The sequence below is a fragment of the Pseudomonas sp. Van50 genome, from assembly GCF_055390755.1.
Window position 1 is genome coordinate 6,890,753 of sequence record NZ_AP024343.1, and the last position, 18,763, is coordinate 6,909,515.

Annotated in this window: 11 protein-coding genes; all 11 read left to right on the top strand. The window is 63.0% G+C overall.

Annotated elements, in window-relative coordinates; genetic code table 11:
- The first annotated feature begins 72 nt into the window (after window positions 1-72).
- Window positions 73-528: a type VI secretion system amidase effector protein Tae4 gene (locus tag ACZ5M5_RS30015; protein WP_060740018.1), complete on the top strand. Its 456-nt coding sequence runs from the start codon at window positions 73-75 to the stop codon at window positions 526-528.
- Window positions 528-953 carry a hypothetical protein gene (locus ACZ5M5_RS30020; protein ID WP_060740017.1) on the top strand — a complete coding sequence of 142 codons (426 nt, stop codon included), beginning with the start codon at window positions 528-530 and terminating at the stop codon, window positions 951-953. The genes ACZ5M5_RS30015 and ACZ5M5_RS30020 overlap by 1 nt, the downstream gene beginning before the upstream one ends.
- Window positions 947-1,459, top strand: coding sequence for a type VI secretion system baseplate subunit TssE (gene tssE, locus ACZ5M5_RS30025; protein ID WP_058542707.1), 513 nt, complete (start codon window positions 947-949; stop codon window positions 1,457-1,459). Before ACZ5M5_RS30020 ends, tssE begins: the two co-directional genes overlap by 7 nt.
- The gene (gene tssF / locus ACZ5M5_RS30030; protein WP_060740016.1) at window positions 1,456-3,315 is read left to right on the top strand and encodes a type VI secretion system baseplate subunit TssF; all 1,860 of its coding nucleotides are present in this window, start codon (window positions 1,456-1,458) and stop codon (window positions 3,313-3,315) included. The genes tssE and tssF overlap by 4 nt, the downstream gene beginning before the upstream one ends.
- Window positions 3,279-4,331: a type VI secretion system baseplate subunit TssG gene (gene tssG / locus ACZ5M5_RS30035; RefSeq protein WP_060740015.1), complete on the top strand. Its 1,053-nt coding sequence runs from the start codon at window positions 3,279-3,281 to the stop codon at window positions 4,329-4,331. Before tssF ends, tssG begins: the two co-directional genes overlap by 37 nt.
- The gene (gene tssH / locus ACZ5M5_RS30040) at window positions 4,324-7,002 is read left to right on the top strand and encodes a type VI secretion system ATPase TssH (protein ID WP_464738350.1); all 2,679 of its coding nucleotides are present in this window, start codon (window positions 4,324-4,326) and stop codon (window positions 7,000-7,002) included. The genes tssG and tssH overlap by 8 nt, the downstream gene beginning before the upstream one ends.
- Window positions 7,003-7,160: 158 nt before the next feature.
- Window positions 7,161-9,098 (top strand): type VI secretion system Vgr family protein, encoded by a 1,938-nt coding sequence (locus ACZ5M5_RS30045; RefSeq protein WP_464738351.1) that lies wholly within the window; start codon window positions 7,161-7,163, stop codon window positions 9,096-9,098.
- An 18-nt stretch (window positions 9,099-9,116) separates the two neighbouring features.
- Window positions 9,117-9,551, top strand: coding sequence for a DcrB-related protein (locus tag ACZ5M5_RS30050; protein WP_060740012.1), 435 nt, complete (start codon window positions 9,117-9,119; stop codon window positions 9,549-9,551).
- 12 nt (window positions 9,552-9,563) lie between these two features.
- Window positions 9,564-14,003, top strand: a complete 4,440-nt coding sequence (locus tag ACZ5M5_RS30055) for an RHS repeat-associated core domain-containing protein (RefSeq protein WP_464738352.1) — start codon at window positions 9,564-9,566, stop codon at window positions 14,001-14,003.
- Window position 14,004: 1 nt separating this feature from the next.
- Complete coding sequence (locus ACZ5M5_RS30060) at window positions 14,005-14,283, top strand: hypothetical protein (RefSeq protein WP_060740010.1); 279 nt, start codon at window positions 14,005-14,007, stop codon at window positions 14,281-14,283.
- A gap of 82 nt (window positions 14,284-14,365) precedes the next feature.
- On the top strand, window positions 14,366-18,763 hold the full coding sequence (locus ACZ5M5_RS30065; RefSeq protein ID WP_464738353.1) for an RHS repeat-associated core domain-containing protein: 4,398 nt from the start codon (window positions 14,366-14,368) through the stop codon (window positions 18,761-18,763).

The following is an 18,763-nucleotide window of genomic DNA, read 5'->3' on the forward strand; positions in this document are numbered from 1 at the left end:
CCCCCGGTGCCACGCGCCGGGGGTGTTTGGTGCTTGCTCGAATCCAATCTTTTCCCTTTCGGTGTCTGAGTCATGGCCAAGCCTTCGTTTATCAATTTGTGGAAAGCCTATTCCGACCTGCTGATTGCCCATCCTGACGCAAAACCCTGTGACGGTCCCTGGGCAAACCAATGCGCCATACGCATGAGCCTGACGCTCAATGCGGAGAAAACCATCAAGGTCAACAAATCCACCTACACCAAAGACCCCCTGTGTAAGCATGAACACGCCAGGGGCGCCGAGTCATTGGCGAATTGGTTGTGGAAACATCATCTGGGCCATCCAACTATTCTCAGTAACAGCCCCGAAGACCGAAAGACATTGATGGGCAAGACCGGTCTGATTTTCTTCAAGGACTGCTTTCAGCAATCAGGAGAGACTGCCGAAGGTCGTAGCGGCGACCATATCGATCTATGGAATCGTGGCCTGACCCAAACCAGCGACCTTTTCTATCGATCCAAGAAGGTCTGGTTCTGGGAGCTCATTTAATGAACAAGCCCCTGCTCGCCTTATGCCTGACGACTAGCCTGATCAGCCTGAGCGCGTGCGCCGAGCATGCCGGGGCGCCGACGACCCAGGCGGTTTTCGAGGGCCAGTCACTCAGCCTGGTTGACGATCAGGGCCAATGCACGCTGGTCAAACCCGATCAGAGTCGCATGAAGCTGGACATGGAATGGCCGTGCGGCTTCAGCTTGGATAAACAGCAGAAACTGCGCGTGGAAATGTTCAATAACATCCCGATTTTTGCGGTCTGGCGCAGCGAACACATGCCCGCCCCCAGCCGCGATTGTCTGAGCAAAATGCAGGCTATTCGTCAGATGCCGGAAGGTTTTGAGGCGGGAACGGTCAGCCTGTATGCAGCTTGCGGCTCCGGCGGAGACCAGAAAATGTACGTGGCGCCCTTTACGTGGTAACCGAAATCGCCACCCGCGATCGCCTCCAGCCCTCCCTATTGGACCGGTTGACCGACGACGATCCGACCAACCCCAAGGAAAGCGCTGACAAACGCGTGCTGTCCCTGACCCAATTGAAAGCCTCGGTGCTGCGTGACCTGGCGTGGCTGCTCAACACCACCTCATTGCTCGACGCCGATGCCACGTTGCACACCCCGGCGGGTACCTCGGTGGTGAATTTCGGCCTGCCGGCGCTGGCCGGCAACAGCGCGTCGAACGTCGATGTCTCGGCCCTGGAAACCTTGATCCACCAGGCCATTGCCACCTTCGAACCGCGCATCCTGCGCCACACCCTGCGGGTACGCGCCCGGGCGACCGCCGAGATGAACCACAACGCCTTGAGTTTCGAGATCGAGGGCGACCTCTGGGCCCAGCCGGTGCCCCTGCGCCTGATGCTGCAGACCGACCTGGACCTGGAAACCGGCCATGTGCGCGTGGTCAACGCCGACCAGCGGAGACGCTCATGAACCCGCGCCTGCTGGAGCTGTACAACCAGGAACTGCACCACGTGCGCGAAAGCGCAGCGGAGTTCGCCAAGGAATACCCGAAGATCGCCAGTCGGCTGACGTTGTCCGGCATGGACTGCGCCGACCCGTATGTCGAGCGCCTGCTGGAAGGCTTCGCCTACCTGACGGCGCGGGTGCAGCTCAAGCTCGACGCCGAGTACCCGACCTTCACCCACAACCTGCTGGAAATCGCCTACCCCCATTACCTGGCACCGACACCGTCGATGACCGTGGTGCAGATGCAGGCCGACCCGGACGAAGGCTCGCTGAGCAGTGGCTTCCCGCTGCCCCGCGATACCGTCCTGCGCGCCGCCCTGGGTCGCGAAACCCAGACCTGCTGCGAGTACCGCACCGCCCACGCGGTGACGTTGTGGCCGTTGCAGGTCAGCCAGGCCGAATACTTCGGCAACCCGTCCGTGGTGCTCGGGCGCCTGGCCGCCAGCGAGCCCAAGGCCAAGGCCGGGCTGCGCATCACACTGCGCACCGGTGCCGAACTGCCGTTCAACAGCCTGGCCCTGGACAACCTGCCGCTGTACTTGAGCGGCGCCGACGAACAGCCCTTCCGCCTCTACGAACAACTGCTGGGCAACGCCTGCGCGGTGTTCGCCCGCAAGCCCGGCGGCGACTGGGTGGAGCGGCTGCCCCAGGACGCGTTGCGCTCGCGCGGTTTCGACGATGCCGACGCCGCGCTGCCGGTGGTGTCCCGGGCCTTCCAGGGCTACCGCCTGTTGCAGGAATACTTCGCCCTGCCCCACCGCTTCCTGTTTGTCGATTTCACCCAGTTGAGCCGCGCGGTGAAACGCTGCGACGGCCAGGAACTGGAGTTGATCGTGCTGTTCGACCGTCACGATCCAAGCCTGGAAGGCAGCGTCGGCGCTTCGCAGTTCCTGCCGTTCTGCACCCCGGCCATCAACCTGTTCCCCAAGCGCCTGGATCGCATTCACTTGTCGGAGCGGGTCAACGAACACCACGTGATCGCCGACCGCACCCGGCCGATGGATTTCGAAGTCCATTCGCTCAGCGGCCTCACTGGCCACGGCACCGGGCCGGAGCAGCCGTTCTTGCCGTTCTACGCCGTGCGCGATCCATCCCGCTATGGCCGCGACCAGGCCTACTACACCGTGCGCCGCGAACCGCGCGTGCTGTCCAGCGACCAACGACGCAACGGCCCGCGCTCGACCTACATCGGCAGCGAAACCTTCGTCAGCCTGGTGGACAGCCAGCAAGCGCCCTACCGCCACGACCTGCGCCAGTTGGGCGTGACGGCGTTGTGCACCAACCGCGACCTGCCGCTGTTCATGGGCGTGGGCAACGGCAAGACCGACTTCACCCTGGCCGACAGTGCGCCGGTTGGCGCCGTGCGCTGCGTGGCAGGTCCCAGTCGCCCACGGGCCAGCCATGCCCACGATGCCAAGGCCTGGCGGCTGATCAGCCAGTTGTCGCTGAACTACTTGTCGTTGAGCGAACAAGGCCAAGGCGCCGCCGCCCTGCGTGAACTGCTGCGCCTGTACGGCGACAGCAACGACGCGGCGCTGCAATTGCAGATCGAAGGCCTGCGGGAAGTCAGCAGCAAGGCTTGCACCCGGCGCTTGCCGATGCCCGGCCCGATCGTGTTCGGTCGGGGCCTGGAGATCACCCTGGAATTCGATGAAAACGCGTTTCGCGGCACCGGGGTGTTCCTGCTCGGTGCGGTGTTCGAGCGCTTCCTGGCACGCTACGTGTCGATCAACAGTTTTACCGAGACGGTGATCCGTACCACCGAACGCGGCGAGATCATGCGATGGAAAGCCAAGCCCGGACGTCGTCCGACCCTGTGAGTACCCTGGAAGCGATGCACCAGGAACCCTGGGAATACGACTTCTTCCAGGCGTTGCGGCGCATCGAGTGCGAATCCCCCGAGCTGCCGCGCCTGGGCCATTCCCTGCGCCTGGCCGATGACCCGTTGCGCCTCGGGCAACAGGCCGACTGCACCTTCGCCCCGGCCACCCTCGCCTCGGTGCAACCGGGCGGCGACGGTACGCCGGCGCGCCTGGAGCAATTCTTCTTCGGCCTCGGCGGCCCCAACGGCCCGATGCCGCTGCACATTACCGAATACGTGCGCGAACGCCAGCGCAACAACGCCGACAGCACCAGCAAGCGCTTCCTCGATGTGTTTCACCATCGCCTGCTCAGTCTGTTCTACCGGGCCTGGGCCGAAGCGCGGCCGACCGTCAGCCATGACCGCCCGGACGATGACTACTGGTCGGCGCGCCTGGCGGCGCTCAGCGGCCGGGGCATGCCGAGCCTGCTCAACCAGGGGCTGATCCCCGACACGGCGAAACTCCATTACAGCGGCCACCTGTCGGCGCAAACCCGCTACCCGGACGGCTTGAAGGCGATTCTCAGCGAGTACTTCGGCCTGCCGGTAGAGATCGAAGAATACGTCGGCCAATGGCTGGAGCTGCCCGAACGCAGCCGCGTCGGGGTCAGCGCCCATCAATTGGGCGTGGACTTCTGCCTGGGCCGCTTCGTGTGGGATCGCCAGCACAAATTCCGCATTCGCCTGGGGCCACTCAAGCTCGTCGACTACATGGGCATGCTGCCCGGCAGCCAACCGTTCAACGAGCTGGTGGCCTGGGTCGCCGAATACCTGGGCCATGAGTTGGACTGGGACCTGAACCTGGTCCTGGAACAACCCGAAGTCCCGGCACTGCAACTCAATGGTCGCTTCCGCCTGGGGTTCAATACCTGGCTGGGCCGCCCCGAAACAGATGCCAACGATTTAATACTGGCCCGGCATTACGCCGAACAGGCCAACACCTCACAGACCTCAAGGAGCCATGAGCATGGGTGAAATCAGTCGCGCCGCGTTGTTCGGCAAACTCAACAGCGTGGCCTACAAAGCCATCGAAGCCGCCACCGTGTTCTGCAAGTTGCGCGGTAACCCTTATGTGGAACTGGCCCACTGGTTTCACCAGTTGCTGCAACTGCAGGACTCGGACCTGCATCGCATCATCCGCCAGTTCAACATCGAGCCGGCGCGCCTGGCCCGTGACCTCACCGAAGCCCTCGACCGCCTGCCACGGGGATCGACTTCCATCACCGACCTGTCCTCCCACGTCGAAGAAGCCGTGGAACGCGGCTGGGTCTACGGCAGCCTGATGTTCGGCGAAAGCCAGGTGCGCACCGGTTACCTGGTGCTGGGCATCCTCAAGACGCCGAGCCTGCGCCACGCGTTGCTGGGCCTGTCGTCGGAGTTCGACAAGGTCAAGGTCGAAGCCCTGAGCGAGCGCTTTGACGAATACGTCGGCGACTCGCCGGAAAACGCCCTGACCGCCAGCGACGGCTTCAATGCCGGCGCCGTGCCGGGCGAAGCCAGCGGCGCCATGGCCCCCAGCGCCATGGGCAAGCAGGAAGCCCTCAAGCGCTTCACCGTCGACCTCACCGAGCAGGCCCGCAGCGGCAAGCTCGACCCGATCGTCGGCCGTGACGAAGAGATCCGCCAACTGGTGGACATCCTCATGCGCCGCCGGCAGAACAACCCGATCCTCACCGGTGAAGCCGGTGTGGGCAAGACCGCCGTGGTCGAAGGCTTTGCCCTGCGCATCGTCGCCGGCGACGTACCGCCGGCCCTCAAGGACGTGGAACTGCGCAGCCTCGACGTGGGCCTGTTGCAGGCCGGCGCGAGCATGAAAGGCGAATTCGAACAGCGCCTGCGCCAGGTCATCGAAGACGTCCAGGCTTCGCCCAAGCCGATCATCCTGTTCATCGACGAAGCCCACACCCTAGTGGGTGCCGGTGGCGCCGCCGGCACGGGCGACGCGGCCAACCTGCTCAAGCCGGCCCTGGCCCGTGGCACCTTGCGCACCGTGGCGGCCACAACCTGGGCCGAGTACAAGAAACACATCGAAAAAGACCCGGCCCTGACCCGCCGTTTCCAAGTGGTGCAAGTGGCCGAGCCCTCGGAAGACAAAGCCCTGCTGATGATGCGCGGCGTAGCCTCGACCATGGAAAAACACCACCAGGTGCAGATCCTCGACGAAGCCCTGGAAGCCTCGGTCAAGCTGTCCCACCGCTACATTCCCGCGCGCCAGCTGCCGGACAAATCCGTGAGCCTGCTGGACACCGCGTGTGCCCGCGTCGCCATCAGCCTGCACGCCGTGCCGGCCGAAGTGGACGACAGCCGCCGGCGCATCGAAGCGCTGGAAACCGAGCTGCAAATCATCGCCCGTGAGCACGCGATTGGCGTGGTCATCGGCACTCGCCAGACCCAGACCGAAAGCCTGCTGAGCGCCGAACGCGAGCGCCTGGCCGAGCTGGAAAGCCGCTGGGCCGAAGAGAAAACCCTGGTGGACGAGCTGCTCGCCACCCGCGCCACCCTGCGCGAGCGCGTCGGCGTGGTGGACAGCGAGGACGGCAGCGAAGCCAGCCACACCCTGCGCGAGAAATTGGTGGACCTGCAACAGCGCCTGACCGCCCTGCAAGGCGAAACCCCGCTGATCCTGCCGACCGTGGATTACCAGGCCGTGGCCTCGGTGGTCGCCGACTGGACCGGTATCCCGGTGGGCCGCATGGCCCGCAACGAACTGGAAACCGTGCTCAACCTCGACCAGCACCTGAAAAAACGCATCATCGGCCAGGACCATGCCTTGCAGATGATCGCCAAGCGCATCCAGACCTCCCGCGCCGGCCTCGACAACCCGAGCAAGCCGATTGGCGTGTTCATGCTCGCCGGCACCTCCGGCGTGGGCAAGACCGAAACCGCCCTGGCCCTGGCCGAAGCCATGTACGGCGGCGAGCAGAACGTCATCACCATCAACATGAGCGAGTTCCAGGAAGCCCACACCGTGTCCACCCTCAAGGGCGCACCACCGGGCTACATCGGCTACGGCGAAGGCGGCGTGCTGACCGAAGCCGTGCGGCGCAAACCGTACAGTGTGGTGTTGCTGGACGAGGTGGAAAAAGCCCACCCGGACGTGCATGAAATTTTCTTCCAGGTGTTCGACAAAGGCGTGATGGAGGACGGCGAAGGCCGAGTGATCGACTTCAAGAACACCTTGATCCTGCTGACCACCAACGCCGGCACCGAGCTGATTGCCGACGTCTGCAAGGATCCGCAGAACGTGCCCGAGCCGGAAGAAATCGCCAAGGCCCTGCGCCAGCCGTTGCTGGAGATTTTCCCGCCGGCCCTGCTCGGCCGCCTGGTGACGATCCCGTACTACCCGCTCAGCGACGAGATGCTCAAGGCCATCACCCGCCTGCAACTCAACCGCATCAAGAAGCGCGTGGAGAGCACCCACAAAGTGGCCTTCGACTACGACGACGCGGTGATCGATTTGATCGTCTCGCGTTGCACCGAAACCGAAAGCGGCGGGCGTATGATCGACACCATCCTGACCAACAGCCTGCTGCCGGACATGAGCCGCGAGTTCCTGACCCGCATGCTCGAAGGCAAGGCCTTGGCCGGGGTGCGGATCACCGCGGTGGACAACGAATTGCAGTACGATTTCAGCGACGCGGCCTGACGGTAAGGAACACTGCAAGACCCCGTGGGAGCGAGCTTGCTCGCGATAGCGCAGTCACATTCAACATCCGTGTTGACTGACATACCGCCATCGCGAGCAAGCTCGCTCCCACAGTTGTTCCAATCAGCGGCGCAGCCATTACAACGATGAGATGAGCGATGTTATTCAACCAAGCCTCACGCCTGGCCAAGATCACCAGCCCCCTGGGACCTGAGGTACTGCTGCTCAAGGACATGGGCGGCGGCGAAGAACTGGGGCGGCTGTTCAACTATGAGCTGCAGCTGCACTCGCTGGACAACGCCATCGACCTCAATCAGGTGCTCGGCAAGCCCATGTGCGTGAGCCTGCAACTCGATGGCGGTGGCGAGCGTTATTTCCATGGCATCGTCGCCCGTTTCAGCCAGAACGTCGACGAGGGCCAGTTCGCCAGTTACCAGGCCACCCTGCGCCCGTGGTTTTGGCTGCTGACCCGCACCTCCGATTGCCGGATTTTCCAGAACCTGACCATCCCGCAGATCATCAAGCAGGTGTTCCGCGACCTGGGCTTTTCCGATTTCGAAGACGCCTTGAGCCAGACGTATCGCGAGTGGGAATACTGCGTGCAGTATCGCGAGACCAGCTTCGATTTCGTCAGCCGCTTGATGGAACAGGAAGGCATCTACTACTTCTTCCGCCATGAGCAGGGCCGGCATGTGCTGGTGCTGGCCGATGCCTATGGCGCCCACACCACGGCCCCCGGCTACGGCTCAGTACCGTACTACCCGAAGAACGAGCAGCAGCGCGAGCGTGACCACATTCACAACTGGCACCTGGCCCAGGAAGTCCAGCCCGGCTCCCTGGAGCTCAACGACTACGACTTCCAGCGCCCGAGTGCGCGCATCGACGTGCGCTCGGCCATGCCCCGCCCGCACACGGCCGGCGACTATCCCCTGTACGACTACCCTGGCACCTACGTGCAGAGCCAGGACGGCGAACACTACGCCCGCACCCGCATCGAAGCCTTGCAGACCCAGCACGAACAGGTCGAGCTGGCCGGTAACGCTCGGGGCCTGGGCTCGGGGCATCTGTTCAGCCTCACCGGCTTCACCCGCCAGGACCAGAACCGCGAATACCTGATCGTCGGCGCCCGCTACTACATTTCCCAGGAAAGCGGCGAAACCGGCGGTGGCGCGCCTTCGGCGCAGTTCGAAAGCAGCCTGATCTGTATCGACGCCCAGCAAAGCTATCGGCCACTGCCCACCACCCATCGCCCTATCGTCAAAGGCCCGCAGACTGCGTTAGTGGTGGGTCCCAAGGGCGAGGAAATCTGGACTGACCAGTTCGGCCGGGTGAAGGTGCATTTCTACTGGGACCGTCACGACCAATCCAACGAAAACAGCTCGTGCTGGATTCGCGTGTCCCAGGCATGGGCCGGGAAAAACTGGGGCTCGATGCAGATCCCGCGAATTGGCCAGGAAGTGATCGTCAGTTTCCTCGAAGGCGACCCGGATCGGCCGATCATCACCGGTCGCGTCTACAACGCCGAACAGACCGTGCCCTACGACTTGCCCGCCAATGCCACCCAGAGCGGCATGAAAAGCCGTTCGAGCAAGGGCGGCACGCCAGCGAATTTCAACGAAATACGCATGGAAGACAAGAAAGGCGCCGAGCAACTGTACATCCACGCCGAGCGTAACCAGGACATCGTGGTCGAGGTGGATGAAAGCCATTCGGTGGGCCATGACCGCAACAAGAGCATCGGCCACAACGAGACGGTGACCATCGGCAACAACCGCCTGCGCATCGTCAAGCAGGAGGACATCCTCTCCGTCGGCCAGCGCAAGACCGACAGCATCAGCCAGAGCTACGTGATTGAAGTGGGCGAAAACCTGCGCCTGGTATGTGGCGAAAGCATCCTGGAGCTCAACGCCAGCGGCCAGATCAACCTGACCGGCGTACAGATCAGCTTCTACGCCAGCGGCGATGCCGAGTTCAACACCGGCGGCGTGCTGCACCTGAACAACGGTGGCGGCCCCGGAGCCACGCCGGACGGCCAGGGCGTCAAGGGCAGCATCGATGCCAACATCCAAGCCGCGTTCCCTGCACCCAAGGGCTAACCTCGAGATTTTCGCGCCATGACTTACCGCCTCAATGAATTCCAGTTCCAGCTGCCGCCCAGCGAATTGCTGGACGCGACAATCAACATCCTCAAGTTCCCCGAACTGGGCACGTCCTTGATCGTCAGCCGCAGCTTGCTGGCCGAGGGCGAGACCCTGCAAAGCAACCTCGACGACCAGCTCAAGCGCCTGGAAAAACAGGTCCAGGACCTGCGCTGCCAACCGGGCGCCACCGTGCGCGTAGGCGCCAACCAGGAAGTCGAAGCCATCGAACTGCGCAGCCAGTTCAACAAAGGCAATGAAAAGGTCTTCCAGTTCCAGCTGGCCCTGGTGCTGCCCGGCACCCGCAAAATGCTTGCCCTGAGCTACGTGAAAGCCGAGAAACTGGGCGATGCCGAAGCCGCGCATTGGGCAACGATCAAGGGTTCGCTGCTGTTCGACGCTCTGGCTTGATGAGCACCTTGCATGTCTGACGCACTCTGGGCCGCTCGGCTAGGCGACGCGCTGAACCACACCTCGATGATGGCCGATATCCTCGGCGGCGTCCTGGAAGTGGCCGCTAACATTGCGATCACCGCGGTGGCGACGGCTGCCGTGGTCGCGGCCACGGGCATTACCGTTGCCACTGGCGGCTTGGGTTGCTTCCTGCTCGGCGCGGTGGTGGGTGCCGTGGTCGGCCTCGCCATGAGCAAGACCGGGGCCGACAAGGGGCTAAGCGACTTATGCGAGGGCATCGGCAACGCCCTCTTCCCGCCCACGGTGCAGGCCAACATCCTCACCGGCTCCACCAACACCTTGACCAACAACATCCCTGCCGCCCGCGCCGCCGGGGCGATCGAGTCCCATGTCGCGCCGGCCGGCACCGAACTTGAAGCACCCGAAGCCGAACCCAGCTACCTGGACATGGCCGAGAATTTCTTCTCGCAGATGTGGCGTCCCACCGTCGCCGTACCCGCCCCCGGTGCCGTGCCCAAGCCGCTGGACATGATCACCTGCATGAAACACCCGCCGATGCCGCCGCAGTTCCTGGCCGAAGGCTCGGACAAAGTCACCATCAACGGTCAGCCCGCCGTGCGCAGCGGCGACCGCAGCACCTGCGATGCGACCGTGGTATCAGCCGGGCTGATTTCACCTGACGTGACCATCGGTGGCGGTTCGGTGGTGGTGCGCGAGATCCGCAGCGGCAAGACCCCGGGCGTCGGGCTGGCGGTCACGGCGCTGCTGATGCTCAAGGGCGGCAAGGGTAAATTCCTCAGTAACCTGCCCTGCATGTTGATCGGCGGTGCGGCGTCGATGGCGGTCAGTAGCGCGATGGGCGCCGCGGCCAACGCCGCGATGGGCTCGTCGAACCCCGTGCACGCCGCCACCGGGGCCAAAGTGTTGGGCGATGTCGAGGAGATGGACTTCGTCCTGCCCGGCATCTTGCCGATCGACTGGCAACGCTTCTACAACAGCCGCGACGAACGCCGCGACGGATTGTTCGGTGCCGGTTGGAGCGTGCCCTACGAGGTGCGCGTCGAAATCCTGCCCCATCCAGACGGCGGCGAAACCCTGGTCTATAGCGACGAACAGGGCCGCCGCATCGACATGGGCTCGATCCCCCTGGGCGGTGCCGTGTTCAGTGCCGGTGAAGGCCTCAGCGTGCGCCGGCATGCCAACAGCGAGTTGCTGATAGAGAGCGCGGACGGGCTGTACCGCTTGTTCGAACCCACGCCAGCCAATGCAGCGCTGCTGCGCCTGAACCAACTGGGCGACCGCAACGACAACCGTATCCACCTGGAATACGACGATAACGGACGCCTGGCGCAACTGCGTGACACCTTCGACCTGACCCGCATCGCACTGGCGTATGACGAGCGCTGGCCACAACGGGTCAGCCGGATCGACCGCCTCTATGCCGATCAACGCCGGGAAGTGCTGATGCACTATGGCTACGACGGCCAGGGCGATCTGGCGCAGGTCCGTCAGTCCAACGACCAGGTAAAACGTCGCTACGCCTACGACGCCGGGCGGCGAATGGTGGAACACCAACTGCCTACCGGGCTTCGCTGTTTCTATGAATGGGCGTTGGTTGAAAACCTGGAATGGCGCGTGGTTCGCCACTGGACCGACGCGGGCGACGCCTACACCTTCGATTACGACCTGGCCGCCGGGACCACGCGCATCACCGACGGTTTGCAGCGCATCAGCACCCGTCGCTGGGATACCCGATATCAGATTACCGAAAACACCGACACGCTGGGTCGCACCTGGACCTTCCAGTGGAACGACGAAAGCCAGTTGCTGGGGGCGACCGATCCCAACGGCGGGCAACATCAGTTCAGCTATGACGAAGCGGGCAACCTCTGCGAAACCCGCGACCCGCTGGGGCGCAGCGAGTCAACCCTGTGGCTCGAACACTGGGCCCTGCCCCTGGCTGAAACCGATGCCGCGGGAAATACCTGGCAATACCGCTATGACGCGCGGGGAAACCGCGTTCGCGAAACCGACCCGCTGGGCCACGTCACCCGCTATCGCCACGACGCCCACGGCCAAGTGGTGGAGGTCATCGACGCCACCGGCAAAAGCAAGCGCATGCGCTGGACGGCGCTTGGGCAACTCAGCGAACACACCGATTGTTCCGGTTACACCACACGGTTGAGCTATTGCGAGCGAGGGCTGTTGCTCAGCAGCACCGACGCACTGGGAGAGCGGACGCTTTTCAGCTACGACGACCAGGGTCGACTGCTGAGCAAGCAACTGCCGGACGGGCGCACCGAGCACTATCAGCGTGACGCAAGCGGACAGTTGATCAGCTATAGCGATCCGGCCGGGCATACGACAACTTTCCAACACACCCTAAGCGGCCAACTGCGGGTGCGCACCGACGCCCATGGTCGCCGGGTGGAGCTGAGCTACGACAACTACGGGCGCCTGCTGGCCCTGACCAACGAAAACGGTGAGCGCTACCGGTTCGCCTGGGACGCCGCCGACCGCTTGACCGCCCAACACAGCCTGGACGGCAGCCTCAAGCGCTACGCCTACGACCCGCTGGACAACGTCACCCGCGTGGAAGCGCTCGCGGTGCCTGGCAGCACCGACCTGGACCTCGCCCCCCAAGCCCCCATCATTCATGAGCTGGAGCGCGATGCGATGGGGCGACTGGTGGCGAAAGTCACCGCAGACGGGCGCACCGAGTACCGCTATGACGCGCTCGACCAGGTCAACGCGATCACCTTCACCAGCCAGACCGGTGAAGTACAAAGCCTGGGCTTGCGTTACGACGCCCTGGGGCAATTGATTACCGAGCAAGGCTGGGCGGGGAACCTCGAACATCGCTATGACGAACTGGGCAACCTGAACCAGACGCTGCTTCCCGACGGTCGTTGGCTGAACCGCCTGCACTACGGCAGCGGTCACCTGCACCAGATCAACCTCGACGGCCAGGTCATCAGCGATTTCGAGCGCGACCGCCTGCACCGCGAAGTGCTGCGTACCCAGGGGCGCCAGAGCACCCGCAGCGAATACGACCGCAGTGGCCGCCTGCGGGCCCGCCAGCGGCGGCAACAGGGTCAATCCACGCTGCTGCAGCCTGTGGCGCAATCGCTGTTTGGCTATGACGCCAGCGATCAACGGGTGGAGCGCTTCGACAGCCAGCCCGAAGCGTCCCATCGCCAGTTACTGCACTATGACGCCACCGGCCGCATTCTTGCCAGCCAGGACAACCTTCAAGGCCAGCGTGAAAGCTTCGCCTATGACCCGGCCGCCAACCTGCTGGACGGCCTGGGCACAGGCCAGGTCGCGCATAACCGCTTGTTGACCTACCAGGACAAGCGCTACCGCTATGACGGTTTCGGTCGCATGGTGGAAAAACGCAGCGCCCGACGTGGCGTCCAGCGTTTTCGCTACGATGCCGAACAACGCCTGGTGGAAGTGCGCAACGATAACGGCTCGGTCGTAAAAATGACCTATGACCCGTTGGGTCGACGCATCGAAAAAGCCGAGTACGACCGCAACGCCACGCTGCTCAGCCGCACCCGTTTCACCTGGGATGCGCTGCAACTTTTGCAGGAACACCGCGACAGCCAGACCAGCCTCTACATCTACGCCGACGACAGCCACGAACCCCTGGCGAGGGTCGACGGCCTGGGCGATCAGCAGAAGGTCCGCTACTACCACAACGACTTCAACGGCCTGCCCGAACAGCTCTCGGAAGCCGACGGCCACACACTCTGGCGAGCCCGTTACCAAGTGTGGGGCAACACCGCCGAAGAGCTGCGCGAACCGTACTACATCGAAGAGCAGAACCTGCGCTTCCAGGGCCAATACCTGGACCGCGAAACCGGGTTGCACTACAACACCCTGCGTTTCTACGACCCGGACATCGGCCGCTTCACCACACCGGACCCGATCGGCCTAGCCGGTGGGCTGAACCTCTACCAGTATGCGCCGAACCCGGTGAGTTGGATCGACCCCTTCGGGCTGATGAAATGCTCGACGCCGCCCAAGGGTCGCAAGGTCAACCGAACGGTGTATCGCTTTGAAGAGCCGGGGCGGATCAGCACGACTTGGACGGCGCACAAGTGGAACGTCGCCTCCAGGCACCGTTACACCGCCCCCGGCCTGGGCGGTGTCTATGGCGCCAACTCACGCAAGACAGCCATGGGCGAAGTCAATCACTGGGGCGTGGACCTGTCCACACGGGTGCTGGTCAGCAAGAAAGTGCAGCTCAACAACGTCCTGGACCTGACCCGGGCCGATGTGCGCAAACAATTGGGGGTCTCCCTCAAGAGCATTACCGGCGACAAATACACCCAGACCCATCAAATCGGCGCCTGGGCCAAGGCTAATGGTTATGATGGGATCCTGGCGCCGTCGGCGCGAAACCCGACCGGCAGCAACTTGATTTCGTTTGCAGGTTTTTAAAATGGGACTGGAAGACGAATACGTCGGCGATGCCGATTGGCAGCATTTCGTGCGGTTGTACGAAGAGGACTACCTCGACGACAACGCCCGCGTGCTGGCCAAGGCCATGGATGACAACCTCGACATGGCCGTGGTGCTCTATGGCAAAAGGGGGCTCAAGGAAGGCTTATGGTGGCTGGAACAGACCGTGCCCGCCCTGGGTAACAAACGCCCGGCCGATTGCCTCAAGACCCCGAAACTGATCAAGCGCCTGAGAATGGCCCTGATGAGCATGCCCTAACCCACAAGGACAGATGCAATGGAAGGCATCCAACTGCTTGAACACACTCTCCCCAACCACCCTACCCGCCTGAGCAACGTGCATGTCTGACGCGCTCTGGGCCGCCCGCCTGGGCGATGCACTCAACCACACCTCGATGATGGCCGACATCCTGGGCGGTGTATTGGAGGTGGCGGCCAACATTGCGATCACCGCCCTGGCGACCGCCGCCGTGGTCGCGGCCACGGGCATCACCGTGGTCACCGGCGGCCTGGGCTGCTTCGTCCTGGGCCTGGTGGTGGGCACCATCGTCGGCCTGGCCATGAGCAAGACCGGGGCCGACAAAGGCCTGAGCAATTTATGCGAGGGCATCGGCAACGCCCTCTTTCCGCCCACGGTGCAGGCCAACATCCTCACCGGCTCCAAGGACACCTTCACCAACAACATCCCCTCGGCCCGGGCCGCCGGCGCGGTGGTTTCCCATGTGGCGCCGGCCGGCACCGAACCGGAAATGCCCGAGCCGGAAGAAGAACCCAGTTACCTGGACATGGCCGGGAGTTTCTTCTCGCAAATGTGGCGCCCCACTGTCGCCTCGCCCGCCCCCGGTACGGAGACCCGACCGGAAGACCTGGTGATCTGCACCAAGCACCCACCCATGCCACCGCAGTTCATGGCCGAAGGTTCGGAGAAGGTCACCATCAACGGCCAGCCCGCCGTGCGCAGCGGCGACCGCAGCACCTGCGATGCCACGGTGGTGTCGGCCGGGCTGATTTCCCCTGACGTGACCATTGGCGGCGGCTCGGTGGTGGTGCGCGAGATTCGCAGCGGCAAGACCCCGGGCGTGGGCCTGGCGGTCACCGCACTGCTGATGCTCAAGGGCGGCAAGGGCAAGTTCTTCAGCAAACTGCCGTGCATGCTGGTGGGCGGCGCGGTGTCCATGGCTGCCAGCAGCGCGGCGAACGCGGCCGCCAACGCGGCCATGGGTTCGTCGAACCCGGTGCATGCCGCCACCGGGGCCAAAGTGCTGGGCGCTGACGAGGACCTGGATTTCGTCTTGCCCGGCATCCTGCCGATTGACTGGCAGCGCGTCTACAACAGCCGCGACGAACGCCGCGACAGTTTGTTCGGCGCTGGCTGGAGTGTCGCCTACGAAGTGCAGGTGGAAATCCAACCCCACCCCGAGGGCGGCGAAACCCTGGTCTACACCGACGAACAGGGCCGGCCCATCGACATGGGCTCCATCCCGTTGGGCGGCGCGGTGTTCAGCGCCGGCGAAGGCCTGGCCGTGCGCCGCCACGTGAACGGGCAATTGCTGATCGAGAGCGAAGACGGCCTGTACCGTTTGTTCGAACCTTCACCCGCCAACCCCTCACACCTGCGCCTGAACCAACTGGGCGACCGCAACGACAACCGCATCCACCTCGACTACGACGACGCCGGACGCCTGGTGCGGCTGCGCGACACCTTCGACTTGGTGCACGTCGAGCTGATCCGCGCAGGCGAACGCGTCACCCACATCGAGCGCCTCTACCCCGACCAAACGCGGGAGGTGCTGGTCAGCTACGCCTACGACGCGGCCAACACCCTCGCCGAAGTGCGCGACGCCAGCGGCCAGGTACAACGGCGCTTCCGCTACGACGCCGGGCAACGGATGGTCGAGCACCAGTTGCCCACCGGCCTGCACTGCTTCTACGAATGGGCCCTGATCGACGACCAGGAATGGCGCGTGGTCCGGCACTGGACCGACGAAGGCGACGCCTACCAGTTCGACTATGACCTTGAGGCCGGCACCACCCGCATCAGCGACAGCCTGCAACGCGTCAGCACCCGGCAGTGGAACAGCCAGCACCAGATCACCCACTACACCGACAACCTCGGCCAGACCTGGCTGTTCGAATGGAACGACGAACGCCAGTTGCTCAGCGCCACCGATCCACAAGGCGGCCAGTACTCATTCAGCTACGACGAAGCCGGCAACCTGCTCAGCGAAACCGACCCGTTGGGCCGCAGCGAATCCACCCTCTGGCTCGAACACTGGGCCTTGCCACTGGTGGACACCAACCCCGCCGGCCACAGCTGGAAATACCGCTACGATCAACGCGGCAACTGCACAGCGCAAATCGACCCGCTGGGCCACGTCACCCGCTACCGCCACGACGCCCACGGCCAGGTCGTGGAAATCATCGACGCCACCGGCAAAAGCAAAAAACTGCGCTGGAACCCGTTCGGCCAATTGGTGGAACACGTCGATTGCTCGGGTTACCCGACACGCTTCAGCTACGACGCCCGCGGTTATTTGCAGACCATCACCGACGCCCTCGGCGAGCGCACCCAATTCAGCTACGACGCCCAGGGGCGTTTGCTCGGCAGCCAGTTGCCGGACGGCCGCACCGAGCGCTACCAGCGCGACACCGCCGGCCAGCTCACCGGCTACACCGACCCGGCCGGGCACACCACGCTCTACCAACACAACCGCCGCGGCCAGGTCCGCCAACGCACCGACGCCCAGGGCCGGCAGGTGCAGTTTGTCTACGACAGCTTCGGCCGGCTGCAAGCGCTGACCAACGAGAATGGCGAAAGCTACCGGTTTGCCTGGGATGCAGGGGATCGGTTGGCCGAACAGCGCAACCTTGATGGCAGCGCCAAAGGCTACACATACGACGCCCTCAACAACGTAAAACGGGTCGAAACCGTCGCCGCGTCGCGAGGTGGTCATCAGCCCAGTGAAAAGCCCCTTGTTCATCAGTTAGAACGTGATGCCATTGGCCGGCTGACAACCCGAATCACACCGGATGGACAGTCCCGGTACAGCTATAGCCCGTTGAATCAGTTAATCGAAGCCACGGTTGTCGATAACGACGGCAACGAACAACGACTGGGCTTTGCTTATGACGCTCTGGGTTATCTGATTGAGGAGCAGAGTTCAGCAGGTGTTCTGAAGCATCACTACGATGAACTCGGCAACCTGATCCAGACCCAGCTACCCGATGGCCGTTGGGTCAACCGTCTGTACTACGGCAGTGGTCATCTGCACCAAATCAACCTCGACGGGCACGTCATCAGCGACTTCGAACGCGATCGGCTGCATCGAGAGGTACTGCGCACCCAAGGCCAAATCAGCACACGGAGTGAGTACGACCGTAGCGGGCGCTTGCGCAGCCGCCAACGTCGGCATACCAGCCAACCGGCGTTGATCCCTGCCACCGATCAGACCCATTTCGAGTTTGATCCTGGCGACCACCTGGTGGGGCGCCTTGAGCGGCGGCCAACAGGTCAACAACGCCAATTGCTGCACTACGATGTGACGGGCCGGATCCTGGCAAGCCAGGGCACTCGGCAAAGCCAGAATGAAACATTCTCCTTCGATGCCGCCGCCAATCTCCTCGACGGTTCACCGGGTACAAGTGGGCGGGTTACGCACAACCAACTCAAGCGCTATCAGGATAAGCACTATCGCTACGATGGCTTTGGCCGAATGATTGAAAAGCGCAGCGGCCGGCATGGCCTGCAGCGTTTCAGCTACGACTCGGATCATCGGTTGGTTGAAGTTCGAACGCACAAGTCCGACGGTGAAAGCATCGTCAGGATGCGCTACGACCCGTTGGGCCGAAGGATTGAGAAAACCGAACACGATGACGACGGACGTCTCATCGCCTGCACGCGTTTCGACTGGGATGGCCTGCAACTACTCAAGGAACATAAAAATAGCCTGACCAGCCTGTACCTCTACATCGGCGACAGTCACGAGCCCTTGGCCCGTGTCGACGGCATCGATGAACATCAACGCATCCGCTATTACCACAACGACCCCAATGGTTTGCCACAAGCCTTGACCGAAAGTGACGGCCATCCGCTATGGCACGCTCACTACCAGGTATGGGGCAACACCACTGATGAAGTCCGTGAGCCGTACTACATCGAAGAACAGAACCTGCGGTTTCAGGGGCAGTACCTGGACCGGGAAACGGGCCTGCACTACAACACCTTCCGCTTCTATGATCCCGACATAGGCCGCTTTACCACGCCCGACCCGTTGGGCCTGGCGGCAAGCCTGAATCTCTATCGCTACGCACCGAATCCATTTACCTGGATCGACCCGCTGGGGCTCAAAGAGAATGAGATTATCCGGTACATGGGCGAGAGCGAAACCGTCTCGTCCAAGGCTGCCAACGGGGGCAAAGGTGGCCTGGTTCCGAATATTCGAGGAGAGAAAGCGGTGTGGGTCAACCAGGACAGTAACCCTGGATTCAACCCAGGCAATGAGAAGTATCGGGTAGTGGCCACCGTCAATAACGAAGGTGTGAGCATGCTCAATAATCACAAGGACATCTCTACCGTTGACTATAAAGAGACGGGCCTGAAAGATGGCGTGCTGTCCAAGACGAATGAGCCCAAGGCCAGAGGCATCGGTTTCCGATTATTGGATAAATTCAATAAAACCATTACGTCATTTCGTGTCGAGAAAAAAGGCCCGAACGGAAAATGGAAGACCTGCGGATAA

What these genes read in the sequence shown, in the direction of transcription:
- ACZ5M5_RS30060 (WP_060740010.1), top strand. Translation starts at nt 14,005, where the DNA reads ATGGGACTGGAAGACGAATACGTCGGCGATGCCGATTGGCAGCATTTC.
- ACZ5M5_RS30045 (WP_464738351.1), top strand. Translation starts at nt 7,161, where the DNA reads ATGTTATTCAACCAAGCCTCACGCCTGGCCAAGATCACCAGCCCCCTG.
- tssG (WP_060740015.1), top strand. Translation starts at nt 3,279, where the DNA reads ATGGAAAGCCAAGCCCGGACGTCGTCCGACCCTGTGAGTACCCTGGAA.
- ACZ5M5_RS30050 (WP_060740012.1), top strand. Translation starts at nt 9,117, where the DNA reads ATGACTTACCGCCTCAATGAATTCCAGTTCCAGCTGCCGCCCAGCGAA.
- ACZ5M5_RS30065 (WP_464738353.1), top strand. Translation starts at nt 14,366, where the DNA reads ATGTCTGACGCGCTCTGGGCCGCCCGCCTGGGCGATGCACTCAACCAC.
- tssF (WP_060740016.1), top strand. Translation starts at nt 1,456, where the DNA reads ATGAACCCGCGCCTGCTGGAGCTGTACAACCAGGAACTGCACCACGTG.
- ACZ5M5_RS30015 (WP_060740018.1), top strand. Translation starts at nt 73, where the DNA reads ATGGCCAAGCCTTCGTTTATCAATTTGTGGAAAGCCTATTCCGACCTG.
- tssH (WP_464738350.1), top strand. Translation starts at nt 4,324, where the DNA reads ATGGGTGAAATCAGTCGCGCCGCGTTGTTCGGCAAACTCAACAGCGTG.
- ACZ5M5_RS30055 (WP_464738352.1), top strand. Translation starts at nt 9,564, where the DNA reads ATGTCTGACGCACTCTGGGCCGCTCGGCTAGGCGACGCGCTGAACCAC.
- ACZ5M5_RS30020 (WP_060740017.1), top strand. Translation starts at nt 528, where the DNA reads ATGAACAAGCCCCTGCTCGCCTTATGCCTGACGACTAGCCTGATCAGC.